At 64.3% G+C, this 25,234-nt stretch carries 26 protein-coding genes; 13 read left to right on the top strand and 13 right to left on the bottom strand.

Annotated elements, in window-relative coordinates; all coding sequences use genetic code 11:
• Positions 1-114: 114 nt before the first annotated feature.
• The 6 genes from P9236_RS10820 to P9236_RS10795 all read right to left on the bottom strand — a co-directional run bounded on the left by P9236_RS10820 (position 115) and on the right by P9236_RS10795 (position 5,216).
• Positions 115-1,551, bottom strand: coding sequence for an MFS transporter (locus tag P9236_RS10820; RefSeq protein ID WP_278074606.1), 1,437 nt, complete (start codon positions 1,549-1,551; stop codon positions 115-117).
• Between the two features lie 191 nt (positions 1,552-1,742).
• A complete protein-coding gene (locus P9236_RS10815) occupies positions 1,743-2,219 on the bottom strand; it encodes a DUF992 domain-containing protein (protein ID WP_278074605.1) in 477 nt (158 codons plus the stop codon).
• A gap of 314 nt (positions 2,220-2,533) precedes the next feature.
• Complete coding sequence (locus P9236_RS10810) at positions 2,534-3,385, bottom strand: tetratricopeptide repeat protein (protein WP_278074604.1); 852 nt, start codon at positions 3,383-3,385, stop codon at positions 2,534-2,536.
• 136 nt (positions 3,386-3,521) lie between these two features.
• Positions 3,522-3,785: a 30S ribosomal protein S21 gene (gene rpsU / locus P9236_RS10805; RefSeq protein WP_040969057.1), complete on the bottom strand. Its 264-nt coding sequence runs from the start codon at positions 3,783-3,785 to the stop codon at positions 3,522-3,524.
• Positions 3,786-3,962: 177 nt separating this feature from the next.
• Complete coding sequence (locus P9236_RS10800) at positions 3,963-4,349, bottom strand: SET domain-containing protein-lysine N-methyltransferase (RefSeq protein WP_278074603.1); 387 nt, start codon at positions 4,347-4,349, stop codon at positions 3,963-3,965.
• 108 nt (positions 4,350-4,457) lie between these two features.
• Positions 4,458-5,216, bottom strand: a complete 759-nt coding sequence (locus P9236_RS10795) for an SDR family oxidoreductase (protein ID WP_278074602.1) — start codon at positions 5,214-5,216, stop codon at positions 4,458-4,460.
• Positions 5,217-5,467: 251 nt separating this feature from the next.
• On the opposite strand from P9236_RS10795, the gene P9236_RS10790 reads away from it, so the two are divergent.
• The 5 genes from P9236_RS10790 to P9236_RS10770 all read left to right on the top strand — a co-directional run bounded on the left by P9236_RS10790 (position 5,468) and on the right by P9236_RS10770 (position 11,065).
• Complete coding sequence (locus P9236_RS10790; protein WP_278074601.1) at positions 5,468-6,721, top strand: sarcosine oxidase subunit beta; 1,254 nt, start codon at positions 5,468-5,470, stop codon at positions 6,719-6,721.
• A gap of 80 nt (positions 6,722-6,801) precedes the next feature.
• On the top strand, positions 6,802-7,098 hold the full coding sequence (locus P9236_RS10785; RefSeq protein WP_278074600.1) for a sarcosine oxidase subunit delta: 297 nt from the start codon (positions 6,802-6,804) through the stop codon (positions 7,096-7,098).
• Positions 7,095-10,103, top strand: a complete 3,009-nt coding sequence (locus tag P9236_RS10780) for a sarcosine oxidase subunit alpha (protein WP_278074599.1) — start codon at positions 7,095-7,097, stop codon at positions 10,101-10,103. Before P9236_RS10785 ends, P9236_RS10780 begins: the two co-directional genes overlap by 4 nt.
• Complete coding sequence (locus P9236_RS10775) at positions 10,096-10,680, top strand: sarcosine oxidase subunit gamma (RefSeq protein ID WP_278074598.1); 585 nt, start codon at positions 10,096-10,098, stop codon at positions 10,678-10,680. Before P9236_RS10780 ends, P9236_RS10775 begins: the two co-directional genes overlap by 8 nt.
• A gap of 193 nt (positions 10,681-10,873) precedes the next feature.
• On the top strand, positions 10,874-11,065 hold the full coding sequence (locus tag P9236_RS10770; RefSeq protein WP_278074597.1) for a hypothetical protein: 192 nt from the start codon (positions 10,874-10,876) through the stop codon (positions 11,063-11,065).
• 103 nt (positions 11,066-11,168) lie between these two features.
• Here P9236_RS10770 and P9236_RS10765 read toward each other — a convergent pair whose 3' ends face one another.
• From P9236_RS10765 to P9236_RS10740, 6 genes are all read right to left on the bottom strand, one after another.
• Entirely contained in the window at positions 11,169-11,405 is a 237-nt protein-coding gene (locus tag P9236_RS10765) for a DUF680 domain-containing protein (protein ID WP_278074596.1), read from the bottom strand.
• A 168-nt stretch (positions 11,406-11,573) separates the two neighbouring features.
• Complete coding sequence (locus P9236_RS10760; RefSeq protein WP_278074595.1) at positions 11,574-12,218, bottom strand: TetR/AcrR family transcriptional regulator; 645 nt, start codon at positions 12,216-12,218, stop codon at positions 11,574-11,576.
• A 140-nt stretch (positions 12,219-12,358) separates the two neighbouring features.
• On the bottom strand, positions 12,359-13,135 hold the full coding sequence (locus P9236_RS10755; RefSeq protein WP_278074594.1) for an SDR family oxidoreductase: 777 nt from the start codon (positions 13,133-13,135) through the stop codon (positions 12,359-12,361).
• Between the two features lie 17 nt (positions 13,136-13,152).
• Entirely contained in the window at positions 13,153-14,232 is a 1,080-nt protein-coding gene (locus P9236_RS10750) for a phosphotransferase (protein ID WP_278074593.1), read from the bottom strand.
• The gene (locus P9236_RS10745) at positions 14,229-14,714 is read right to left on the bottom strand and encodes a MaoC family dehydratase (protein WP_277816115.1); all 486 of its coding nucleotides are present in this window, start codon (positions 14,712-14,714) and stop codon (positions 14,229-14,231) included. The genes P9236_RS10750 and P9236_RS10745 overlap by 4 nt, the downstream gene beginning before the upstream one ends.
• A 33-nt stretch (positions 14,715-14,747) precedes the next feature.
• Positions 14,748-15,563, bottom strand: coding sequence for an SDR family oxidoreductase (locus P9236_RS10740; RefSeq protein WP_278074592.1), 816 nt, complete (start codon positions 15,561-15,563; stop codon positions 14,748-14,750).
• Positions 15,564-15,683: 120 nt separating this feature from the next.
• Here P9236_RS10740 and P9236_RS10735 point away from each other — a divergent pair, with 120 nt between their 5' ends.
• Positions 15,684-16,925: an acyl-CoA dehydrogenase family protein gene (locus tag P9236_RS10735; protein ID WP_278074591.1), complete on the top strand. Its 1,242-nt coding sequence runs from the start codon at positions 15,684-15,686 to the stop codon at positions 16,923-16,925.
• Between the two features lie 5 nt (positions 16,926-16,930).
• Positions 16,931-17,968: a zinc-binding dehydrogenase gene (locus P9236_RS10730; protein WP_278074590.1), complete on the top strand. Its 1,038-nt coding sequence runs from the start codon at positions 16,931-16,933 to the stop codon at positions 17,966-17,968.
• 112 nt (positions 17,969-18,080) lie between these two features.
• On the opposite strand, the gene P9236_RS10725 is transcribed toward P9236_RS10730, so the two are convergent.
• Positions 18,081-18,911 carry a MurR/RpiR family transcriptional regulator gene (locus tag P9236_RS10725; protein ID WP_278074589.1) on the bottom strand — a complete coding sequence of 277 codons (831 nt, stop codon included), beginning with the start codon at positions 18,909-18,911 and terminating at the stop codon, positions 18,081-18,083.
• 146 nt (positions 18,912-19,057) lie between these two features.
• Here P9236_RS10725 and P9236_RS10720 point away from each other — a divergent pair, with 146 nt between their 5' ends.
• The 6 genes from P9236_RS10720 (at position 19,058) to P9236_RS10695 (ending at position 25,226) form a co-directional block, all read left to right on the top strand.
• Positions 19,058-19,876 (top strand): N-formylglutamate amidohydrolase, encoded by an 819-nt coding sequence (locus P9236_RS10720; RefSeq protein ID WP_278074588.1) that lies wholly within the window; start codon positions 19,058-19,060, stop codon positions 19,874-19,876.
• Positions 19,877-19,897: 21 nt separating this feature from the next.
• The gene (locus tag P9236_RS10715) at positions 19,898-21,454 is read left to right on the top strand and encodes an amino acid permease (RefSeq protein WP_278074587.1); all 1,557 of its coding nucleotides are present in this window, start codon (positions 19,898-19,900) and stop codon (positions 21,452-21,454) included.
• An 81-nt stretch (positions 21,455-21,535) separates the two neighbouring features.
• Positions 21,536-22,906 (top strand): glutamine synthetase family protein, encoded by a 1,371-nt coding sequence (locus P9236_RS10710; RefSeq protein WP_278074586.1) that lies wholly within the window; start codon positions 21,536-21,538, stop codon positions 22,904-22,906.
• Between the two features lie 57 nt (positions 22,907-22,963).
• Positions 22,964-23,410 (top strand): helix-turn-helix transcriptional regulator, encoded by a 447-nt coding sequence (locus tag P9236_RS10705; RefSeq protein ID WP_278074585.1) that lies wholly within the window; start codon positions 22,964-22,966, stop codon positions 23,408-23,410.
• Positions 23,400-23,819: a type II toxin-antitoxin system VapC family toxin gene (locus tag P9236_RS10700; RefSeq protein WP_278074584.1), complete on the top strand. Its 420-nt coding sequence runs from the start codon at positions 23,400-23,402 to the stop codon at positions 23,817-23,819. The genes P9236_RS10705 and P9236_RS10700 overlap by 11 nt, the downstream gene beginning before the upstream one ends.
• 21 nt (positions 23,820-23,840) lie before the next feature.
• Positions 23,841-25,226: an aldehyde dehydrogenase family protein gene (locus P9236_RS10695; protein ID WP_278074583.1), complete on the top strand. Its 1,386-nt coding sequence runs from the start codon at positions 23,841-23,843 to the stop codon at positions 25,224-25,226.
• Positions 25,227-25,234: the final 8 nt, after the last annotated feature.

Genomic DNA, 25,234 nt, shown 5'->3' with positions numbered 1-25,234 from the left:
GAAAGGGTCGGTTAAAGCGCGTCGCGACGAAGCGCTTTTAAGTCTTTGCTTTGATGCATATCGTTCTCCCAAAACCGCTGCGCACTTTTGGGCGACATGCACTAGCGGGCCTGTTCAACCTGCCGCTTCCTGTGGCCGAACGGCCGGCATGGCGATCCTCAGGGCTGCGATGCAACCCAGAACGCCGAGCGGCACGAAGGCGAGGAACAGCCAGCCTGCGACGCCAGCGGCCACTTCGCGGTTCAGCCCTTCCGAGAAGCCGCTGGCGTTGGCAACGATGCCGGCGAGCGCCGCGCCCACGGCGTAACCGATGCGCTGCATGGTCGGCACGGCGGCCGACGCGATGGTCTGCTCGCCTTCACGAGCCGAAGCGACGATGACACGCGTGAGGAACGGCCAGCATACGCCGAAGCCGCCGCCTTGCAGCAGGGCGCAGAGCAGGATCAGCGGAATCGAGCCCGCCGGGATGGTGTAGGCGAAACCGGCGAGGCCCGAGGCGATCATCAGCGCGCCGATGACGATGATCACGCGTTCGCGTTCCAGCGGCGCATTGGCGATGATGATCGACAGGATCGACCAGGCGATCGATTCGGCGGCGATGATGTAGCCGGTCGTCAGGATCGGTATGCCGTGCAGCGTGGTCAAAAGCAGCGGCCCGTAAATGGCGAAGGTGCAGGTGGCCACCGAGAACGCCGCAACCATGGTCATGCCGCTGCCGAGCGGCGTACGCCATGAAAACAAAGGTGACGGGAAGAGGTGAGAGCGCGGCCTGAGGGCGTCGACGCGGAAGAACAGGACCAGGCCGATCAAGCCGAGGGCCAGCAGCAGCGACGAGCGCAGCAGGGCAATGTCGATGCCGGCTGCGGCGATCAGCACGACGCTGATGGCGAGACAGGCGAGCGCCGGATAGGGAAAGGGCGGTGCGGAGCCCCCGTCCGCCTGCGGCTTCGTCGCCTCGGGTGTGTCGAGCACCATGAAGCTTGCCAGCGCCATCGCCGCGCCGCCGAAGGTGAAGACGCCGAAGGCCCAGCGCCACGACAGGAGCTCTGTCATGATCGCGCCGAGCATCGGTCCGCTGAAGGCGGCGACGCCCCAGATCGCCGACATAATGCCGAAGAGCTGCGGCCAGATGTTGCGCGAAAACAGCCGCTCGACCGAGACGAAGGCGAGCGACACGAGCGCGCCGCCGCCAAGACCCTCGACCAGGCGTCCGGCGAGGAAGAGCGGCATCGAGGGAGCCGTGGCGCAGATCAGCGCGCCAGTCGCGTAGAGCAAAGCGGCGACCACCATGTTGGAGCGCAGCGCGACATAGCTCACCAGCCGCCCGGCCGCGGCGCCGGCGACGATGGCGCCGAGCTCGTAGATCGCCAGCGACCAGCCAACCAGCTGCACGCCCGCGAGTTCGCCGACCATGGCCGGCATGATCGTCGCCACCATCGTCTCATTGGTGGCATGCAGCAGAATACCCAGGCTGATGAAACAGAAGCGCGCCAGGTCGCCGCTTGCCCACAACGCCCGCCAATTCACCTTGTTGCCGCTTGCTGCCGTCACGTCGATCTCCTGCTTGCTACGGCAGCCTCATTCGCTTTCGAACAGGGCGCCAGATCCAGATCGACAGGGCTTGTAGAACCTCAAGCGCGGTTGAGCTCAATAGGCTTTTTCAGCGATATCGGTGGACCAGCGCGCAAAAAAATGCGGCCCGGAACGAATGTCCCGGGCCGCATCGGTTCTGATCGAAAGTTCTACTTGTAGGAGTGGACGAGGTCCAGCGAGGCCACGGTGACGGCGAGATTGACGCCGGTCTGCGCCTGGACGCTGAGCGGCTCGAGCATGAAGGCGCTGTTCCAGCCGCCGACCAGGACGTTGGCGCCGCCGCCTGTCACGACGCTCGCCTCGGCATTGACGCCGTAATAGCTGCCGGCGAGGTCCCCCGCGTCATGACTGGGGGTGGCGGCCAGAACCGCCCAGACGAGCTGGCCCTGATGCGTCTTGCCGACATCGACGCCGAGCTTGGAGATCATCCCGGTGTAAATCTCGGCCGGCCCGTGATGAGAGGGCCGGAAGACGCAGGACACGCCCTTGTTTGACGAGATGATATAGCCGGTTCCACCGTCGATTGAGCAATCGAGCGTGCCGAGCCGGAGCGTGCCGGCGTTGACCGGAGAAGCGAGGACCGTGGCGGTAAGCGCGGCGGCGGCACAGGCAAGCGTTTTGATCATTGGAAAGGTCCTTTCGCAAAAAATTGGCCCCGATTAAACGGTCGAGGTGCGAGGAGCGTTCCGCCGAAAACTTGGCGCGAGCATGGCAGAGGTCGACGCATTGCGCCAGGTGGTCAACGGACCGCTACAGGCGTCTCCGGGGCGCAACAGTGCGATCGCCGGCACGACAGGGCGATCGCAGGCGACGCCTTGGCGATCGAAGGGCGACGCCTTGGCGATCGAAGGGCGACGCCTTGGCGATCGCAGACGACGCCTTGGCGATCGCAGGCGACGCCTTGGTGTCGTGGAGCAACCCTGCTTGCGTCAGCTTTCGATCAGCTGGCGCTGCCGGAGGTGCGCGATAGACCGTCCTTGGCCGGCTGGTAGTTGGGGTTGAGGTGGATGGCCTCGCGGTAGGACTTGGCCGCCCTTACCTTGTCGCCGCGCCGCTCGTAGATAAGCGCCTGGTTGGCCCAGGCCTCGGCGTTCTTGCCGTCGAGCTTGATGGCCATGTTGAAGTCGGCGAAGGCATTGTCCTCGTCGTTCATGGCGAGGTAGGAGAGGCCGCGGCCGTTGTAGGGCTCGGCGGCGTCCGGCGCCAGCGAGATGGCGGTCGAGAAGTCCTCGATGGCGAATTTGTGCTGGCCCTGGCTCTGATAGATCAGGCCGCGATTGTGGTAGGCGCGGGCGTCGGTGGTGTCGAGCTGGATTGCCTTCTGAAAGTCGTTGAAGGCGTCCTGGGTGCGGCCCGCCTTGCGATAGAGATTACCGCGGCCGATATAGGCGGCATCGTAATTCGCGTTGATCTGGATCGAGCGGTTATAGTCCGCGAGCGCCGCTTCCTGATTGCCGAGGAAGCGCTGGATGAGCGCCCGGTTCGAATAGGCCTGGTAGAAATTCGGATTGAGCTGGATGGCTTGGTTGAAATCCTTCAAGGCCGCTTGGTACTGGCCGCCGCGGCCATAGGCCGAGCCGCGCACATTATAGCCCTCGGGATCCTGCGGATTGCGCTGGATGACCGCCGACAGCGAGGAGATGTTCTCAGTCGACCCTTGCGCCTTGTCGATGTTGTTGAGCTCCCCTGTCGGGGTCGTCTGGCATGCTGCAAGGGTCAGGCCCGAAAGCAGGGCCGCCGTCAGGGCGAAGCCGCGAAAAGCGGTTCTGCGCTCCACGGTAATTGCGTTCATCTTTGTCCTCACTGGCGCCGCGCCGTCAGGTCCGTTCCCTCTCCGAACCGGCTCGAATGCATAAACAAAAAGGTGGCGGCGATTCCGCATCGCGCCACCCTCGGTATCCTTCGAAAAGGACGAAAAATTGGCGTTATCAGCGCGGCGAACGCGATGCGCCGGCAGCACCAGCCGGAGCCGGGCGCGGGGTCATCGGCAGCAGGCCTTCGCGCTGCGCGCGCTTGCGGGCCAGCTTGCGAGCGCGGCGCACGGCCTCAGCCTTCTCGCGGGCACGCTTCTCGGACGGCTTCTCGTAGTGACCGCGCATCTTCATTTCGCGGAAAATACCTTCGCGCTGCATCTTCTTCTTCAGCGCGCGAAGCGCCTGATCAACGTTGTTGTCGCGGACGAGTACCTGCACGGGCAATCCTGTCTTCGGTTTGAAATCAACAGGCAAGCGGCCATAGCCACTATGCCTCCGCGGCGGGTTGCACCGCGAATTGTGGCGGCTGATAGCAGAATCAGGCCGTGCTGTCCACCGTTGATTGCAGGAAAGCGTGATCAAAAACCGGTGCGCCGCGCCTCGCCTACTGGGCGCTCACGCCGTCGCCAAATGGAGGCGGGCGAAATCCTCGAAAAATTCGCCATAGTCGCAGGTGATTTCCTCGCCGGCGGCGATGTCGCGTATGGCGGTGGCGCCGCCATATTGCGAGAAATCCGTGTTCGGCCGCTCGGAATGGTTCATGAAGCGGCCGTTGTCGACCTCGTAGACCATGAAACCCGGCTTGTCCGGGCTCGGATAGGCGTAGCGGTCGAGCAGTTCGCGCAAATGCGCGGGTGCGGTCTCATATTTCTCCATCGGGATCAGCCGATCGAAATCGGGATCGAGCCGCCAGATCGAGGCGCCCTTCCTGATCGGCTCGGCGGCGAAAACGCCGACGCCTTCGATGGCGCTCTGGGCAACATAGGTTCTGATCAGCAACATCGGTCCCGTCCGTCTTCGACGAGAGAACGGAATCGTCAAATCGCGCAGAAATGCAAGGCCGCTTCACGACATTTTCGGCTGGCGGGCAACTCATGCCCACCAATCCCTTCACGTCCGGTTGATCGATACCCCGCCATCGGCAAACAGAGCCGTGCCAGTAGTGAAGCTCGAAGCGTCAGAAGCGAGATAAAGCGCCGAGCGGGCGATCTCTTCCGGCCGCGCCATGCGCTTCAGCGCGTGGATGCCCTCGACGAAGGCGCGGGCCCCGGGCGTAATGGTCGTTGCTCCGGGCGTGTCCGTGCCGCCAGGGAGCAGCGCATTCACGCGCAGCCCGCGCGGACCGTACTCGGCGGCCAGCACCTGCGTCAGCCCGATCAGGCCGGCCTTGGCCGCGGCGTAGGCCGCCATGCCCGGCATGCCGGCGGTATAGCCGACGAAGCTCGAGGTGAAGATCAGCGAGCCGCCGCCGCGCTCCAGCATCGGCGGAATCTGTTGCCGCGCGGCCAGATAGGCGCTGGTCAGGTTGGTGTCCATCGTCTCCCGCCAGCTTGCCGGCGCCATATCGGGAAGCGGTGCCATCAGGCCGACGGCGCCGGCATTGTTGAAGGCGATGTCGAGGCCGCCGAACCTTTCGATCGCAAGCTCGACCAGAGCCTTCGCATGGGCCTCGTCCCTGACGTCGCCGGCAAGTGCTGCCGCAGTGCCGCCGGCTTCCTCGATCTCGCCGACAAGCGCGTCGAGCTCAGTCCGGCGGCGCGCCGCAACGACGAGGCGGGCGCCCTGTTCGGCGAACAGCCTGGCGGTGGCGCGGCCGATGCCCGAGCTGGCGCCGGTGACGATGGCAACCTTGTTAGTGAGCGCGAACATGTCTCTATCATCCTTCCATTGAACCGGTCTTGCCGGCGGTCGGGTGCTTGCTCGCAGATCGGCATTTCCGCAGCCACCCGAAAGCTGACTTGCCGACCAGATTGCGGCTTGTCGGGTAGGCGCCGCGAACCTGTGGCGCAAAACGGCAAGCGCCGTCGCAAACAGCGCAAGGATGGCAGCACGGTTTCGCTAGTGATACACCTCGCGTGACGGGCGGACGACATCCGCGATTTTTGGCGCGAGGCTATAACGTGAAGAAATACTCGGTATTCGCCATTGCCCGCGAGGCGATGCGCGGCCACAAGGGCTGGGAAGAACAGTGGACTTCGCCCGAGCCGAAGAAGGAATATGACGTCATCATCGTCGGCGCCGGCGGCCACGGCCTGGCGACGGCCTATTATCTGGCGAGCGAGCACGGCATCACCAATGTCGCGGTGCTGGAGAAGGGCTGGCTCGGCGGCGGCAACACCGGCCGCAACACCACCATCATCCGCTCCAACTACCTCTATGACGAAAGCGCCGGCATCTACGACCATGCGTTGAAGCTGTGGGACGGGCTCAGCCAGGAGCTCAACTACAACGTCATGTATTCGGCGCGCGGCGTCATGATGCTCGCGCACAATGTGCATGACGTCCAGGTGTTCAAGCGCCACATCCATGCCAACCGGCTCAACGGCATCGACAATGAATGGCTGACGCCGGAGCAGGCGAAGGAATTCTGTCCGCCGCTGAACATCGCCAAGGAGGCGCGCTATCCGGTGATGGGCGCGGCCTTGCAACGCCGCGGCGGCACGGCGCGCCACGATGCGGTCGCCTGGGGCTATGCGCGCGGCGCCTCGGCGCGCGGCGTCCACATCATCCAGAACTGCGAGGTCACGGGCATCAAGCGCGCGGCCAATGGCGCCGTCGCCGGCGTCGAGACGACGCGCGGCTTCATCGGCGCCAAGAAGGTCGGTGTCGTGGCCGCCGGCCATTCCTCCGTCATCATGAACATGGCCGGCGTGCGCATGCCGCTCGAAAGCTACCCGCTGCAGGCGCTGGTGTCGGAGCCGGTCAAGCCGGTGGTGCCTTGCGTGGTGATGTCGAACACCGTGCACGCCTATATCTCGCAGTCCGACAAGGGCGAACTGGTCATCGGCGCCGGCACCGACCAGTATATCTCCTATTCGCAGACCGGCGGCCTGCACATATTGCAGCACACGCTGGACGCCATCTGCGAGATGTTCCCGATCTTCACGCGCATGAAGATGCTGCGCTCCTGGGGCGGCATCGTCGACGTGACGCCGGACCGTTCGCCCATCCTGGCAAAGACGCCGGTCAAGGGACTCTATGTCAATTGCGGCTGGGGCACGGGCGGCTTCAAGGCGACGCCTGGTTCGGGCAACGTCTTTGCCCACACCATCGCCAGGGACGACCCGCACCCGATCAACGCGCCCTTCACGCTCGAGCGGTTCCGCACCGGCCGTCTCATCGACGAGGCGGCTGCGGCGGCGGTGGCGCACTGATGCCGACATTTCTGCTGAGGCTTTAGGATCAATCGGCCGGCGCCCGCGTCGGCCATGGCGAATTGTAGGATCGACCGAAAATGCTTCTCATCCGCTGTCCCTATTGCGAGGAAGAGCGCCCGGAACTCGAATTCCGCAATGCCGGCGAGGCGCATATCGCGCGCCCGACCAACATTGCCGCCGAGAGCGAAGACGATTTCGAGAAATTCTTCTTCATCCGCTCGAACCCGAAAGGCGTCACCTATGAGCGCTGGCGGCACATCCATGGCTGCGCGCGCTTCTTCAACGCCGTGCGCGACACCGTCACCGACAAGTTCGTCATGACCTACAAGGCCGGCGAGCCGAAGCCCACGAAGCTGCCTGGAGCCTCGAAATGAACGCCGCGTTCCGCATTCCCGGCGCCGGGCGCCTCAGCCAGGCGAAGACCGCGTCCTTCAGCTTCGACGATAGGTCCTATATCGGTATCGAGGGCGATACGCTGGCCTCGGCGCTGCTCGCCAACGGCGTGCATCTGGTCGGCCGTTCGTTCAAATATCACCGGCCGCGCGGCTTTCTGTCGGCCGGCGCGGAAGAGCCGAACGCGCTGGTTCAGGTCGTGCGCGACGACGCGCGCAAGACGCCGAATGTGCGGGCGACCGTGCAGGAGCTCTATGACGGACTGACGGCCCATTCGCAGAACCGCTGGCCTTCGCTGGCCTTCGATGTCGGCGCGGTCAACGACCTTGCCTCGCCGATGTTTTCGGCAGGGTTCTACTACAAGACCTTCATGTGGCCGAAGTCGGCCTGGAAGAGCCTCTACGAGCCGCAGATCCGCTCGGCCGCCGGCCTTGGCGTTTCTCCGGACCGACCGGACCCCGACCACTATGCGGCGCGCTATGCGCATTGCGACGTGCTGGTGCTGGGCGGCGGTGTCGCCGGTATCGCCGCGGCGCTCGCGGCTGCCGAAACCGGCGTGCGGGTCATCCTCGCCGACGAGCAGGCCGAATTCGGCGGCAGCCTGCGCTTTGAGAGCGGAGCCAAGATCGACGGCGAGAACGGCTTTGCCTGGGCGCAAGCCGAGATCGCGAGACTCAAGGCCATGGACAACGTCCGCCTGCTGCCGCGCACGACTGCCTTTGGGTATTATGCGCAGAACTTCGTCGGTCTGGTCGAGCGGGTCAGCGACCATCTCAAGAGCCCCGGTCGCGAGTTGGCGCGCGAGCGCCTGTGGCAGGTCCGCGCCAAGCGCGTGGTGCTGGCGACCGGCGCCATCGAGCGGCACATGGTGTTCGCCAACAACGACCGGCCGGGCGTCATGCTGGCATCGGCCGCGCGCACTTACCTCAACCACTATGGCGTCGCGGTCGGCAGGAATGTCGGCGTCTATACGGCCAACGACTCGGCTTACGCGGCAGCGATCGACCTGAAGAAAGCCGGCGTCAATATCGCCGCGATCGTCGACCTGCGCGACAACCCGTCGGGGGCGGTGATCGACGAGGCGAGAAGCCTCGGCATAGAGATCAATTTCGGCCGCGCGGTGGTCAGCGCCGGCGGCAAGCTGCGCGTCTCCTCGATGACCGTGCAGCCGAAGAATGGCGGCGGCGAGCGCACCATCGCGGTCGATGCCATCCTGATGTCGGCCGGCTGGACGCCGTCGGTGCATCTTTTCTCGCAGTCGCGCGGCAAGGTCGCCTTCAACGAGGAGACGCGGCGCTTCGTGCCGGGAACCTACGCGCAGGACTGCGTCTCGGTCGGCGCCTGCAACGGCACGGACGGGCTCGACGCAACGGTCGACGAGGCCTATGCCGTCGGCGCCAAAGCGGCGAAGGAGGCCGGCGTCAAGGATTCCAGCGTCAAGACGGGCAAGGGCGCCAAGCCCAAGGTCGATGCCAGCGAAAGCTGGTCGCGCGGCATGCTGGGCGCCGCCCCCGGCGCCGGACCGGGCACCACGGTCAAGGCTTTCGTCGATTTCCAGAACGACGTCACCGCCAAGGACATCCGCCAAGCAGTGCATGAAGGCATGCACTCGATCGAGCACGTCAAGCGCTTCACCACCAACGGCATGGCGACCGACCAGGGCAAGACTTCGAACATGCACGGCCTGGCGATCGCGGCCGAAACGCTCGGCAAGCCGATCCCGCAGGTCGGTCTCACCACCTTCCGCGCGCCCTATACGCCGGTGACGTTCGGCTCGATCGTCGGCCACGCGCGCGGCGCCTTGTTCGATCCGACGCGTCGGACGGCGACCCATGGCTGGGCGGCGGCGCATGGCGCCGTCTTCGAGGATGTCGGCCAGTGGAAACGCGCCTGGTATTTCCCCAAGGCCGGCGAGGACATGCACGCCGCCGTCAACCGCGAATGCGTGACGGTACGCAAGACGGCCGGCCTGTTCGACGCGTCGACGCTCGGCAAGATCGAGGTGGTCGGGCCGGATGCGGCGAAATTCATGGAGCTGCTCTACACCAATCCGTGGGAGAAGCTGGAGCCCGGCCGCTGCCGCTACGGCATCATGCTGCGCGAGGACGGCTTCATCTATGACGACGGCGTCGTCGGCAGGCTGGCGCCGGACCGCTTTCATGTGACGACGACGACAGGCGGCGCGCCGCGCGTCATGCACCACATGGAGGACTACCTCCAGACCGAGTTCCCGCATCTCAATGTCTGGCTGACCTCGATCACCGAGCAATGGGCGGTGATCGCGGTGCAGGGACCGAAGTCGCGCGAGATCATCGCGCCGCTGGTCGAAGGCATTGACATGTCGGACGAAGCGCTGCCGCATATGTCGGTGCGCGAGGGCAAGATCTGCGGCGTGCCGACGAGGCTGTTCCGCATGTCCTTCACCGGCGAGCGCGGCTTCGAGGTCAACGTGCCGGCCGACTATGGCGAGGCCGTCTGGGAAGCGCTGTGGGCCGAAGGCCAGAAGCATGGCGCCACTGTTTACGGCACCGAAACGATGCACGTGCTGCGCGCCGAGAAGGGCTACATCATCGTCGGCCAGGACACCGACGGCACGGTGACGCCGAACGATGCCGGGCTCGACTGGGCGGTCGGCAAGAAGAAGACCGACTTCGTCGGCATCCGCGGCATGGTGCGCTCGGACCTCGTCGCCAAGGGCCGCAAGCAGCTCGTCGGCCTGAAGACCAAGGACCCGAAGGTCGTGCTGGAAGAGGGCGCGCAGATCGTGGCTGATCCGAAACAGGCGATCCCGATGAAGATGATCGGCCACGTCACCTCCAGCTACTGGTCGGAGAATTGCGGGCGCTCGATCGCGCTGGCGCTGGTCGCCGGCGGCCGCGACCGTATGGGCCAGACGCTCTACGTGCCGATGCCGAACGGCACGATCGAGGTGCAGGTGACGGGCATGGTGTTCGTCGACGAGAAGGGAGAACGCCTCAATGGCTAAGGCTGCCGCCAAGATAAAAGCCGCCGAGGCTTCAGCTTCCGTCGAGCGGCGTCCGGCACTTGCCGGCCGCGCTCTGGAGGCGCCGGGCGTCAAGGTCGAGATCCTGCCGCCGGCCGAACGCATCTCGCTGCGCGCGCCGGAGGCTTCGCGCGCGGCACTCTCCAAGGCGCTCGGCGTGACCTTGCCGACCAAGCCGAAAACCTCGGCCAGCAAGGGCGGGCGCACTGCGCTCTGGCTCGGGCCGGACGAGTGGCTGATCGTCGACGAGGCCGGCAAGGATCCGTTGGCCGACTGCGTCAAGCTGTCGGCGCTGCATTCGGCGGTCGGCATCTCGCATCGCAATGTCGCGATCTCGGTCACCGGGCCAGCCGCCGCCGTGACGGTCAATTCCGGTTGCCCGCAGGACCTGTCGCTCGAAGCCTTCCCGGTCGGGGCGGCGTCGCGCACCATCCTCGGCAAGTCCGAGATCGTGCTGCTGCGCACCGCCGCGGAAGCATTCCGCGTGGAGTGCTGGCGTTCCTTCTCGGACTATGTCTTTACTTTGCTGTCGGAAGCGGCGAGCGACGCTGCGAACTGAGCACCTGACCTCTCGTGGCGTGCCCTCTGCCGTGCTCCCCACAGGAACCATCGCCGCTCCGTGCCGTTATTTGCGACTAGCGGTTCACCGTTTCGCGGAAACGGCAACCCGCTCTATCTCTTTGTTTTGACGCAATTCCGAACGGAAAACCGTTTCCACTTTTCCTGGAATTGCTCTAGCGAGGGAGAAGCCGATGCCATCCAAATCAGCACCAAAGTCGCCTAAGAAGACAGCGGCGGTCCGTTCGCTCGAGCAGGAACGGCATCACGAGATCGAGGAAGAAGAGCTCGAGGAAGGCCTCGAGGACACATTCCCGGCCAGCGATCCGGTGTCGATCACAGGCACGTCCATTTCCGGCTCTCCCGCGAAGCCCGGCAAGAAATAGTAACGTGCCGGCAAAGACATAGGGTACGACCGGATTACCGGCGAAACGAAAACGGGCGGCCAAGTGCCGCCCGTTTTCGTTTCCAATTTTGCGTTTGCAGCGTTCAAAGGCCGGGCAGGAACCACGGGTTCATGTCCATGCCGAGCCGCGGGCCCTTGGTGGTCTGGGTCTTGCTGGCGTCGCCCTTTTCGACCGAGCCGGTCGCGGTGCAGTCGAGCGTCACATTGGTATGGGTCTGAGCGCAGGCCGCCGGGGCTTGCTTGGTCGGCTGGCTCGCGCCGGCAAAAGCGGCGCCCGAGAAAGCCAGCACGGCAGCGAGAACGAGGACTGTCTTTTTCATCTTCCGTCTCCAGTAATTTCGTACATGTACGATGCGACGTACATATACGGTTAACGGAAGCTGAATACAAGGAAGAGTTTTGTACGTGTACGACAAATTTTCTTGAACGTAGGAATTCGCCTTCGCGAATCAAGCGATCGGATGGGCAAAACGGTCAAAGATGGCCGGTCAGCAGTTGACGGGTGTTTCGGTGAGCGGGGGTATGTCCTGCGCCGACAATGAAGCCAGCATGAAGTCGCACATCCGTTTCACATAGGCCTGGGGATCGCCGAACGGATAGAAGGGGAAGGTGATCAGCAGCGAGATCGTGCCGTGGCCGACGGTCCACAGCATGGTGGCGATGGCGCGCGGGTCGCCCTTGAGCTTGCCGGCGGCGACACAAGCTTCGACCCTTCTGATCAGCACCTTCATCGCCGGGTTGCCCTCTTCCATGTCCTCGTAGCTGCGGCCCTCCGGCAGTCGCGTCTTCTCGGTCATGAAGACGGTGCGGTACTCATTGGGGTTGCCAAGCCCGAAGGCGGCATACTCGGTCATCACCGCCCGCAGCGCCTCAACGGGATCGTCGGAGGGATGTTCCTCGATGCGCCGGGCCAGCGTTTCGAAGGCGTCCTCGGCGAGCGCGAACAGGATGTCCTGCTTGTCGGCGAAGTAGGAATAGACAGACATCGGCGCGTAGCCGACCCGCTTGGCCAGCTTGCGGATGGTAAGCCCTTCGTAGCCCTCTTCCTGGACAAGCTTGTGGGCCGCGTCGACCAGTTCGGAGCGAAGCTCAGCTTTCTGTTTCTCGCGGCGCTTCTGAACGCTCAGCGTCAATGTCCGCCTGCCTTTGTCGTTGGTTGCCTTACGAAATTATATACGCTGTACGGAAACGGACAAGGGAGCGGCCTGGTTCCGCAAGGTACGGCCTGACGCTTTGTTCCAACTCAATTCCGGGCGGAAAGCCGTTACCCGAACTAGATCGCGCCGATGCCGCCGTCGAGCGCCAGCGCGTGGCCGGTCATGAAGGAATTGGCGGGATCGGCGAGATAAAGGATGCCGGTCACGATCTCGTCCACTTCGCCGACGCGCTTCATCGGCACGCCGCGCGTGAGCTCGGCAAGCGCTTCGGCTTCCGGCGCGCCGGTGGAGCGCACGAAGCCATCGACCATCGCCGTCCTGGTATGCGCCGGGCAGACGGCGTTGATGCGTATCCCCTTGGCGGCGTATTCGATCGCCGCCGAGCGCGTCAGCCCGACGACGCCATGCTTGGCAGCGGCGTAGACCGACAATTTCGGCGCGCCGGAGAGACCGGCGACCGAGGCGACGTTGACGATGGCGCCGCCTCTGCCGCTTTCCCTGAATTGCCGCTCCATCTGTGGAATCTGGTGCTTCATGGCGTAGAAGACGCCGAGCAGGTCGACCTCAAGCACCCGGCGCGCTTCTTCCGACGTCACCTGCGGCAGGCGCACGAAGGCGTGCACGATCCCGGCGTTGTTGACGGCAATGTCCAGCCGGCCGAATTTCTCGACGGCGAGCTTCACCAGATCCTCCGAGAGCTTCTCGTCGGCAATGTTGCCGGCAAGGAACGCGGTTTCGGCGCCAAGTGTCGCCGCGAAATCGCCCAGTGCCGTTTCGTCGAGATCGGAAAGAACCAGCCGCGCGCCCTCGGCGGCAAAGGCCTTGGCCGCGCCGCTGCCGAGGCCGCCGGTCGCGCCGGTTATCAGCACCGTGGCTCCATCGAACCTGCCCATCGCTCAACTCCCCGTAATCAAATCCGCCTGTCGATCAGGTCCATCGCGAGCGCGGCGAGCAGCTTCACCGCCTCGCCATAGGTCTTGGCCTTTTCCGGATTGGAGGCATTGCCGTCCAACGCGCGGCGGTAGACGCCCTGGCAGATCGCCGCCAGCCGGAAGAAGGAGAAGGCGAGGAAGAATGTCCAGTTGCCGATGCCGTCGAGGCTGCGCCGCCGGCAATAGGCGGCCACATAGGCTTCCTCGGAAGGCAGACCGAGAACAGCGCGGTCGACGCCGCCGAGGCCACGAAAGCCGGAAGCATGCGGCAGCCGCCACTGCATGCATTGATAGGCGAGGTCGGCGAAGGGATGGCCGAGCGTCGACAGTTCCCAGTCGAGCACGGCGATGACCCTCGGCTCGTCCTTGGCGAAGATCATGTTGTCCAGCCGGTAGTCGCCATGCACCAGCGAGACCCGGCCGTCGTCGGCCGGCATATGCGTCTCCAGCCAGGCGGTCAGCCGGTCCATGTCGGTGATCTCTTCCGTTTCGGAGGCGCGGTACTGGCTGGTCCAGCGCGCGAACTGGCGCTCGAAATAGCTGCCGGGCTTGCCGAAATCGCCAAGCCCCACGGCCTCGATATCGACGTCGTGCAGGGCGGCGAGCGTCGCGTTCATGGCGTCGTAGACAGCAGCACGCTCGCCATTGCCGGATGCGTCGGGCAGCGACGGATCCCAGAAGATGCGGCCATCGAGGAACTCCATGACATAGAACATGCGGCCGATCGGCGAGTCTTCGCCGGACAGATGCAGCATGCGCGGCACCGGCACGGCGGTGCCGGCAAGCGCCTGCATGACCCGGAACTCGCGGTCGACCTGATGCGCTGACTTCAGCAACTGTCCAGGCGGTTTGGCGCGCAGCACGTAGCGGTCGCTGGCGGCGGTCAGCAGATAGGTCGGATTCGACTGTCCTGACTTGAACTTCTCGACTGCCGAAAGCCCGGCAAAACCTGGGATATGCGCTTCGAGGTAGAGCGTGAGCGCCGCCTTGTCGAGCGCAGGCGCCGCCTTATCGAGCGCAGGCGCCGACTTATCTGAGGTGTTGGCGTCGCCGCTCATGCGGTCTCGGGCTGGCGCTCGATCAGCGTCAGGGTCAGCCAGCGCGCGGTCAGCGCCGGCTTCTTCGATCCTTCGATCTCGATGGTCACGTCATGCGCCGTCTGGACCCAGCCGGAAGGCCGCACCTTGACGTCGGCCAGCACGAAGTGCGTGCGGATGCGCGAGCCGGTCTTGACCGGCGCCAGGAAGCGCAGCGTGTCGAAGCCGTGGTTGACGCCCATCTTGGTGTTCTCGATCGGCGGCATGGTTTCGAAGGTCATGGCCGACAGCAGCGACAGCGACAGGAAGCCATGCGCGATGGTGCCGCCGAACGGCGTCTCACGCGCGGCGCGCTCCGGATCGCAATGGATGAACTGGTGGTCGTCGGTGGCGTCGGCGAACTGGTCGATCATGCGCTGCGTCACCGTGCGCCAGGGCGACACGCCGACTTCCTTGCCGACGCTGGCCAGAAGCGTATCGAGACTGATCGGTTCCACGCTGATGTCCTCCGCACCCCCGCCCGGATAATGAGCGTATCATTCCTTGAACAATGTCATTCCATGCTGCACCGACTGGCCGCCGTCGATCGGCAGGATGGCGCCGGTGACATAGCTGCCGGCGCGGCTGCACAAATAGAGCGTTGCGCCGGCAATGTCATCCGCCACGCCAATGCGGCCGAGCGGAACATGGTTGCCGACATGTCTCGCCTGCTCCTTCGTGGCGGTGGCAAAGGCCGTCATCCGGCTCTGGAAAGGGCCGGGGGCAAAGGCGTTGACGGTGATGCGGCGGGCGGCGAACTCGATCGCCAGCGTGCGCGTCAGATGATGCACGGCGGCCTTCGACGCGGTGTAGGAATAGGCGTCGTCGGCCAACGGCTGGGTGCCCATCACCGAGCCCAGGTTGATGACGCGGGCAGGATCCTCGTCACTTGCGGCGGCGTCGAGCAGCGGCAGAAGCTCGCGCGTCAGGTGGAAGACGGCGGTGACGTTGACGCCGAACACCTTGGCCCAGGCGTGATAGGGAAACTCCTCCAGCGGCGCGCCCCAGGAAATGCCGGCATTGTTGACCAGGATGTGCAGCCTGTCCGTGCGCACCTTCACCTCGGCGACCAGAGCGGCGATGCCCGCTTCGCTGGACACGTCGCCGGCAAAGCCCTCGGCCCGGCCGTCGCCGCCGAGCGCGTTGAGTTCGCTGGCGACGCGCACGCAGTCCTCGCCCTTGCGCGAGGCGATCATCACGGTGGCGCCGGCTCGCACCAGGCCGGTCGCGACCATGCGGCCGACGCCGGTCGCCGCACCGGTCACCAGCGCTGTCTTGCCAGCGACCGAGAACAGCTTGTCCAGATAGCTCATCCCATTTCCTCCCACGCGCCTCGTCCCGGCCGGAACCAAAGGACTCGCGTTGACAAGGCTAGCCGAAGTACGGTCATCCTTGCCACGGGTAAAGATGCATCTGCGAAAGGGCCAGAACCGATGGCGGACATGAATCTCGGCATGACCGAGCGGCTGAAGCCGATCCATCAGCGCGTGGCCGCGATGGTGCGTGACGAGATCGCGCCGCTCGGCGAGGAGTTTCTGGCCGAGGTCGGCAGGAATGGCGACCGCTGGGCCTATACGGCCAGGCAGACCGAGATCCTCGAAGGACTGAAGAAGACGGCGCGGGAGCGCGGGTTGTGGAATTTCTGGCTCACCGATTCCAAGCGCGGATATGGCCTTTCGACGGTCGAATACGCCTATTTGGCCGAGGAGATGGGCAAGGCGCATCTCGGCGCCGAGACCTTCAACTGTTCGGCGCCCGACACCGGCAACATGGAGGTGCTGGAGCGCTACGGCTCGGAAGAGCACAAGCGGGAATGGCTGGAGCCGCTGCTCGAGGGAAAAATTCGCTCGGCCTATCTGATGACGGAGCCGGACGTCGCCTCATCGGACGCCACCAACATCTCGATGCGCTGCGAGCGGCGCGGCGGCGACTATGTGCTCAACGGCGAGAAATGGTGGGCATCGGGCGCCGGCGACCCGCGTTGCGCCATCTACATCGTCATGGCCCGGACCGGATCCAACGAGGAACCGCAGCATAGCCGGCATTCGATGATCCTGGTGCCTTCCGACAGCAAGGGCATCACCAGGCTGCGGCCGATGCAGGTCTATGGCGACGACGATGCGCCGCATGGCCATATGCATCTGCGGTTCGAGGATGTGCGGGTGCCGGCGGCGAACCTGATCCTCGGCGAGGGCAGGGGGTTCGAGATCGCGCAAGGGAGGCTGGGGCCGGGCCGTATACATCACTGCATGCGCGCCATCGGCCAGGCCGAGATGGCGCTTGAGATGCTGTGCCGGCGCTCGGTGCGGCGCGAGGCCTTCGGCCAGTCGCTGGCCAAGCTCGGCGCCAATTTCGACATCATCGCCGAGTGCCGGATGGAGATCGAGATGGCGAGGCTTCTCTGTCTCAAGGCGGCGTGGATGATCGACCAGGGCGATGCGCGCGCCGCCGCGCCCTGGATCAGCCAGATCAAGGTGGTAGCACCCCGCGTCGCGCTGAAAGTCACCGACGAGGCGGTGCAGATGTTCGGCGCGCAAGGCATCAGCCAGGACACGCCGCTCGCCCGCTCGTGGACGCATCTGAGAACATTGCGGCTAGCCGATGGGCCGGACGCCGTGCACCGGCGGCAGGTGGCGCGCGCCGAACTCAGGAAATACACCCAGGAAAAGGTCTGACCGCCATGGCGCTTGCGTCGGAAATGAAGGCCTTGCTGCTCGTCGGCGACGGCTACACCAAGACACCTTCGGCCGGCGCGCTGGAGGCGATGGAGCCTTATCTCCGGCCGGGCAGCATCGCCGTGCCCGAACCCGGCCCGACACAGGCGCTGATCAAGGTCGGCCTCGCCTCGATCAACCCGTCCGATATCGCCTTCATCAAGGGCCAATACGGCCAGCCGCGCGTGAAGGGGCGGCCGGCAGGCTTCGAGGGCGTCGGCATCGTTGTCGCCACCGGCAATGACCCGTATGCCAAGAGCCTGGAGGGAAAGCGCGTCGCCTTCGCCACCGGCGTATCGAACTGGGGCTCGTGGGCCGATTATGCCGTGGCGGAGGCTGCGTCCTGCATTCCGTTGCTCGACACGGTTCGCGACGAGGACGCTGCGGCGATGATCGTCAATCCGCTGACCGCTTTAGCCATGTTCGACATCGTCAAGCAGGAAGGCGAGAGAGCCTTCATCATGACCGCAGGCGCCAGCCAGCTCTGCAAGCTGATCATCGGCCTGGCGAAGGAGGAAGGTTTCCGGCCAATCGTCACCGTGCGCCGCGACGAGCAGATTTCTTTGTTGAAGGACCTTGGCGCCGCCCATGTGCTCAACGAAAAGGCGGCGGATTTCGAAGCTGCGCTGCGCGAAGTGATGAAGGCCGAGCAGCCGCGTATCTTCCTGGACGCGGTGACCGGACCGCTGGCCTCGGCCATCTTCTACGCCATGCCGAAGCGCTCGCGCTGGATCGTCTATGGAAGGCTCGACGCCGAGCCGACGGTGATCCGCGAGCCCGGCCAGTTGATCTTCCAGCACAAGCGCGTCGAAGGCTTCTGGCTGGCCGAGTGGATGCGGGCGTTTCGTGACCGGCTCGGCCCGGCGGTGCTGGAGGCGCAAAAGCGCTTTTCCGACGGACGCTGGTCGACCGACGTGACGGCGGTGGTGCCGCTGGAGGAAGCTATGGCCAGGCTGCCGGCCGAGTTGGCCAAGCCGAACGGCAAGGTGTTCATAAGGCCTTAAAGCGCGTCGCGTTGAAACGGATTCGGGCGACGCGCTTTAAATTCTTGTTTTTATGCATGTCGCGCAAAACGGCTGCGCACTTTTGCGCGACATGCATTAGGCCAACACCTGTTCACCGTAGGCTCTCCAGGTCGCGGATGCGCTTGGCGCCGGCGGCTTCGAGCTGTCTCGTGACGGCACCGATCAGCGTTTCGGCGACGACGAAGAGCGCGGCCGACGAATCCCAGGCCGACGGCACGGCGGTACGCCCGGCAATCACATGGCGGGCGAAGCGGGCGATCGGCGAGAGCCACTGGTCGGTGAACAGCACGATCTGCACACCGCGCTGATGCGCTTTTTCGGCAAAGCGGACCAGGCTTTCCTGGTAGCGCCTGATGTCGAAGATCACCAGCACGTCGCGCTTGCCCATGTCGATCAGCCGGTCGCGCCAGATGCTCTCCTGGCCGGCGAGGTGGTAGACATCCGGCTGGATGATGGCGAGATGGGCGGCCATGTAGCGCGCCAGCGGGTCGGTGAAGCGGCCGCCGATCAGAAAGGTCTTGCCGCGCCGCTCGGCAAGCCTGGTGGCGATGTCGGCCAGTTGCTTGTCGGAGAGGTGCCGGAATGTCTCGCGCATGTTTTCCAGCGTCGCCTCCAGCATCGGCGAAACCGCGCCGCCCTTGGCGGGCGACGCCGGGTTGAGCGTGCGCGAAGCAGGCGACTGCAATTGCGCCGCCAGCTCATCCTGCAGCGCCGACTGGAATTCGGGATAGTTCTGAAAGCCCAGTCTCGCGACGAAACGCAGGATCGTTGGCGAGGACACGCCGGCCGCGGCGGAGAACTCGGCGACCGTCTTCAGCCCGGTCAGCGGATAGTTGGCGATCAGCGTCTGCGCGGCGCGTCGCTCGCCGGCGGGCATTTTCCCGATGCGGTCCGAGATCAGTTCGGCAATGCTGGAAATCATGGTTTTCCCCCGCCCGTTGACCCGGTCGACGCCGTTTTCGGAATTGGCGTTTGACAAAGCCGGGCAAACTGTATGAAATCATCCACAGGGACGCAATGAGGCAAAATACGTAACATAAGATACAGCGCTCCCCAGGGGACGGCAGTATGGAGAAAGCACGGCACGCCAGCCTTGCACCGTCGGAGACCGTGAGGGTGACCAACCCTGGCGGCTCCAGCCCCTTCGTCTTCACCTGCGACCACGCCTCGAACTTCCTGCCCGCCGAATTCGGCACGCTCGGCCTGCCCGTCGAGGATCTCTCCCGCCACATCGCCTGGGATCCCGGCGCGCTGCCCGTCGCCGGCCGGATGGCCGAGGCGCTCGATGCCGCGCTGGTCGAGACCTGCGTCTCGCGCCTCGTCATCGACTGCAACCGGCCGCTCGACGCGCCGGACCTCGTGCCGCCGGTCAGCGAAACGACGGCCATCCCGGGCAATACCGGTCTTTCCGAAAAGCAGCGCGCAGCGCGGGTCGACCTGGCGTGGCGTCCGTTCCATGACACGGTTGCACAAATCATTGAGGGACGGCTGGCGCGCGGCCAGGAGACGCGCCTGGTATCGGTGCACTCCTTCACGCCGGTCTACAAGGGCAGAAGCCGGCCCTGGCATATCGGCATCATCCATGATGACGACCGCAGGCTGGCGGCGCCGCTGATATCGGCGCTCAAGCGGCTCTCCGGCGTCACCGTCGGCGTCAACGAACCCTATTCGCCGGCCGACCGCGTCTATTTCACGCTGGAACGGCACGCGCGCTCGCGCGGCCTAGCCTGCGCGATGATTGAAATCCGCAACGACGAGATCTCCGGCGAGACCGGGCAGCGGAAATGGGCGGATCTGCTCACAGGCATATTTTCGAATCTGGAGCCCGAGGAGGCCAGGGGCTCCCGACAACGCGTAATGGGAAAGTCAGTACAGTCGGCCAGCTAAGAACCAACAGGGGACTTCCAAATGACGACAAACGACTATACCGAAGTCGATAAGGCGGAGGACATAAAGGTCCTCCACAGCATGGGCTACGCCCAGGAACTGGAGCGACGCCTCAGCCGCTTCTCGAATTTCGCGGTTTCCTTCTCGATCATCTGCATTCTGTCCGGCGGCATCAATTCGCTGGCGCAGGCAACGTCGGGCGCCGGCGGCATCGGTGTCGGCATCGGCTGGCTGGTCGGCTGCTTCATCTCGCTCACCTTCGCGGTCGCCATGTCGCAGATCAGCTCGGCCTATCCGACGGCCGGCGGCCTCTATCACTGGGGCTCGATCCTCGGCAATCGCGGCACCGGCTGGGTGACGGCCTGGCTCAACCTGCTCGGCCTGATCACCGTGCTCGGCGCTATCAATGTCGGCACCTGGACCTTCTTCCTCGGCGCCTTCGGACCTGCGCTCGGGATCGAGGGCACGCTGACCAACCAGATGATCTTCCTGGTCATCATCACCGGCGCCCAGGCGCTGATCAACCATCTCGGCATCAAGTTGACGGCAAAGCTGACAGACTTCTCCGGCTACCTCATCTTCTTCGGCTCGATCCTGATCGCGGTGGTCTGCCTGCTCTCCGCCGAGACCTGGGATTTCAGCCGTCTCTTCACCTTCCACAACTACTCCGGCGACGCCGGCGCGGGTGTGTGGCCATCGGTGTCGAACGCTTGGGTATTCGCGCTCGGTCTGCTGCTGCCGATCTACACCATCACCGGCTACGACGCCTCGGCGCATACCTCGGAGGAAACCATCAAGGCGGCCTCGTCGGTGCCGCGCGCGATGGTCATGTCGGTCATCTGGTCGACGCTGTTCGGCTATCTGTTCCTGGTTGCCTTCGTGCTGATGATCCCGAACATGGACGACGCGGCCAAGCAGGGCTGGAACGTGTTCTTCTGGGCCTTCGATCAGCGCGTCAGCCCCGGCGTCAAGGAATTCATCTACCTCGTCGTCTTCCTCGCGCAGCTCTTGTGCGGCCTTGCCACCGTCACCTCCGCCTCGCGCATGATTTTCGCCTTCTCGCGCGACGGCGGCCTGCCGGGCTCGTCGGCGCTCGCCAAGGTGAGCCCGACCCACCGCACGCCGGTGGCGGCGATCTGGACGGCGTCGATCCTGTCGGTGCTGTTCGTCTGGGGCTCATCGGTGGTTTCGGTTGCCGGCACTTCGGCCTACACCATCGTGGTGTCCTGCACCGTCATCTTCCTGTTCCTCTCCTTCATCGTGCCGATCGTGCTCGGCATGCTAGCCTGGGGAACGCCGAAGTGGGACAAGATGGGGCCGTGGAACATGGGCCGCGGCATCTTCATGCTGTTTGGCTTCCTGTCGATCGTGTCGATGATCCTGATCTTCGTCATCGGCATCCAGCCGCCGAACGACTGGGCGCTCTACATCACCGTCGGCTTCTTCATCCTGACGGCGATCGTCTGGTTCGCCTTCGAGCGTAACCGCTTCCAGGGTCCGCCGCTGGGCGACATCATCGCGGCGCGCCAGGCAGCGATCAAGGCGGCGGAGCAGGCGGTCGGCGAAACCGGCCACTGATATCAGCGTCATGGCCATGGCCGGCACCGTGCCGGCCATGGTTCCTCCCTTTCAATCGACAAGTGTTGGAGCGCCAAAGGAATGGCCGGGGATTTCTCGTTCGATCAGTTGAAGGAAGCGGTCTCGAAGGGCGAGATCGACACCGTGCTGGCCTGCATCGTCGACATGCAGGGCCGGCTGGCGGGAAAGCGCTTCCTGGCCCAGTATTTCGTCGATTCAGCGCATGGCGAGACGCATGGCTGCAATTATCTGTTGGCCTGCGACATCGATATGGAGCCGGTGCCCGGATATAAGGCGGCGAGCTGGTCGAAGGGCTATGGCGACTTCGTCATGAAGCCCGACCTTTCGACGCTGCGGCGCATCCCCTGGCTGGAAAAGACGGCGCTGGTCATCTGCGACGTGCTCGACCACCATAACCATGACGACCTCGCTCACTCGCCGCGCGCCATCCTGAAGAAGCAGGTCAAGCGCCTCAAGGAGCGTGGCTATATCGGCTACTTCGCCTCCGAGCTCGAATTCTACCTGTTCAACGAGACCTACGATTCGGCCCGCAAGAAGCACTGGCAGGGCCTCGATTCCGCTTCGCCCTATATCGGCGACTACCAGATCGGCATCACCACCAAGGAAGAAGGCGTCATGCGCCGGCTTCGCAACGAGATGGAGGCGGCCGGCATCCCGATCGAGAATTCCAAGGGCGAGTGGGGCCCGGGCCAGGAAGAGATCAATGTGCGCTATGCCGAGGCGCTCGAGATGGCCGACCGCCACGTCATCCTGAAGAACGGCGCCAAGGAGATCGCCGATTCCGAAGGCAAGGCCATCTCCTTCATGGCCAAGTACAATTACGGACTGGCCGGCAATTCCAGCCACATCCACAATTCGCTGTGGAGCGCCGACGGCAAGACGCCGCTGTTCTTCGACAAAAACGCGGAGTGGACGCTGTCGAGCCTCGGCCAGCAATGGGCGGCCGGCCAGCTCAAATACGCCAAGGAGTTCACCTGGTTCCTTGCGCCCTACATCAACTCCTACAAGCGCTTCCAGGCAGGTACCTTCGCGCCGACCAAGATCATGTGGAGCGAGGACAACCGCACCGCGGGCTTCCGCCTCTGCGGCGAGGGCACCAAGGGCATCCGCATGGAGTGCCGCATCGGCGGCGCCGACCTCAATCCCTATCTCGCCTTCGCGGCGCTGATCGCGTCCGGCCTTGCCGGCATCGACGAGAAGCTGGAACTGCAGAAGCCGTTCGTCGGCGATGCCTATCAGGCCTCGCAACTGCCCGAAATCCCGAAGACGCTGCGGGACGCCACCGAGACGCTGGCGACCTCCGCTATGCTGAAGCAGGCCTTCGGCGAGGACGTGGTCGAGCACTACGTGCACACCGCCCGCTGGGAGCAGTTCGAATACGACCGCCGCATCACGGATTGGGAACTGCACCGAGGCTTCGAGCGATATTGACGATGTTGCTATTTTCGCAATATGTTGCGATTATAGTACCGCAACATGGAGGCGACGTTGTCGGAAGGCAGAGATGGTGTCGACAAGACATGGTTCGTGAACAAGATGAAGGAGCGCAATCTGACGGTGCGCAGCATGGCCGGCCGTATGGGCATGCACTACAGCGCGCTGTCGCGAACCCTCAGCGGCGAACGGCGTATGCAAGTCGATGAGATACGCAAGATTGCTGAAATTTTCGATCAGCCGGTGAGCGAGATATTGGTCCATCTGGGTTCCTCAGGCGCCCCGGTGGACGCCAAGCCTCGCGCCGCGCAGGAAAGCAGGCCGGGTTTCGCGGAGGGGCATATGGATTTCAACGATACTGACGCGAACGAAGACTATATCGTGCCGCCTCCGGGTGCAGACCCTTTGTTTGGGTGCATGGCCGGAACGCTGAAGCTGCTTCCCGATGTTGACTACACCGCCCCCGCGGATCCCGACTGGGGCAAAGTGTATGACAGATGACGGGTTGCTGCTTGATACATGCTTCGTGCTTTGGTCGTCGGCGCGGCAGCCGGTCACGAGAACGGCGATTGAAGCGGTGAACCGCGCGCGAAAAAATACCGGTGTGATCGCTGTCTCGGTCATGTCAGCGTGGGAAATCGGAATGCTGGTCTCGAAAGGCAGGCTGCCCTCCATCAGGACTCCGGAGCGCTGGTTCGAAGAGTTCGTCGAGGCGGCGGCCGTTACAGTGGAAGGCGTCACTGCGCGCATTCTTGTTGCTGCGTCCCATCTTCCAGGCGCCATCCACAACGATCCCGTCGACCGGATACTCATCGCCACTGCAAGAGAGCGCGATTTGACAATCATAACGCGAGATCGGGCCATTCTGGCTTATGCCGCCCAGGGCCACGTTCGCGCGATCGCCTGCTAAGACACAACCGGAGACGTTTAATTGGAAACCGTAAAACTCAAATCCCCCATCGACGGCTCGATCTATGCCGAGCGGCCGGTCGCGAGCGACCAGGCGATCAACGCAGCGGTCGAGCGCGCCAAGGCGGCGCAGGAGAAGTGGGCCGAGACGCCGGTCGTCGAGCGCGGCAAATACATGCTGGCGATGCTTGAGGCACTGGTTGCGATGACTGACGAGATCGTGCCGGAGATCGCCTGGCAGATGGGACGGCCGGTGCGCTATGGCGGCGAGTTCGGCGGCGTCAAGGAACGCACCAACTACATGGTCGAGATCGCGGAAGCCGCGTTGAAGCCGGTCATGGCCTCCAATCCGAAGGAGGGCTTCCGCCGCTATGTGAAGAAGGTGCCGCTCGGCGTCGTGCTGGTGATCGCGCCCTGGAACTATCCCTATCTCACAGCGGTCAACACCATCGTGCCCGCGCTGATGGCCGGCAGCGCCGTGATCTTGAAGCATGCGGCGCAGACGCTGCTGGTCGGCGACCGCTTCCAACAGGCCTTCGACAAGGCCGGCCTGCCCAAGGGCCTGTTCCAGAATCTGGTAATGAACCACAGCCAGACCGAGCGGCTGCTCGGCTCAGGCAAGATCGACCATGTCAACTTCACCGGCTCGGTCGGCGGCGGCCGCGCCATCGAGAAGGCTGCGGCCGGCACCTTCATGACGCTCGGCCTCGAGCTCGGCGGCAAGGACCCCGCCTATGTGCTGCCCGACGCCAAGATGGACCATGCTGTCGCCAACCTGGTCGACGGTGCCTTCTACAATTCCGGCCAGTGCTGCTGCGGCATCGAGCGCGTCTATGTGCACGAGAAGGTCTATGACGAATTCGTCGAGGGCTTCATCGCGGAAACGAAGAACTACGTCGTCGGCAACCCGCTGGATCAGGCCACCACGATGGGGCCGATGGCGCAGGCGCGCTTCGCCGACCTGATCCGCGAGCAGAAGGCCGAGGCGCTGCGCAAGGGCGCCAAGGCGCACATCAACATGAAGATCGAGAACGACAGAGCGGGTTCGCCCTATCTGGCACCGGAAGTGCTGACCGAGGTCGACCACCAGATGAGCGTCATGCGCGAGGAAAGTTTTGGACCGATCGTCGGCATCATGAAGGTGCGCAACGACGAGGAGGCGATCGCGCTGATGAACGACAGCCCCTACGGGCTGACGGCCTCGATCTGGACGCGCGACACCGAGCGCGCGGTGGCGATCGGCGATCGCGTCGAGACCGGCACCGTGTTCATGAACCGCTGCGACTATCTCGATCCGGCGCTGGTCTGGACCGGCGTCAAGGATACCGGCAAGGGCGCCGCGCTCTCGGCCATCGGCTACGACAATCTGACCCGGCCGAAATCCTACCACCTGCGTGAAGCGATCTGATTTTTCGA

Source organism: Mesorhizobium sp. WSM4884 (genome assembly GCF_029625675.1).
Lineage (GTDB): Bacteria > Pseudomonadota > Alphaproteobacteria > Rhizobiales > Rhizobiaceae > Mesorhizobium.
This window is presented reverse-complemented; position numbering and strand designations above follow the sequence as displayed.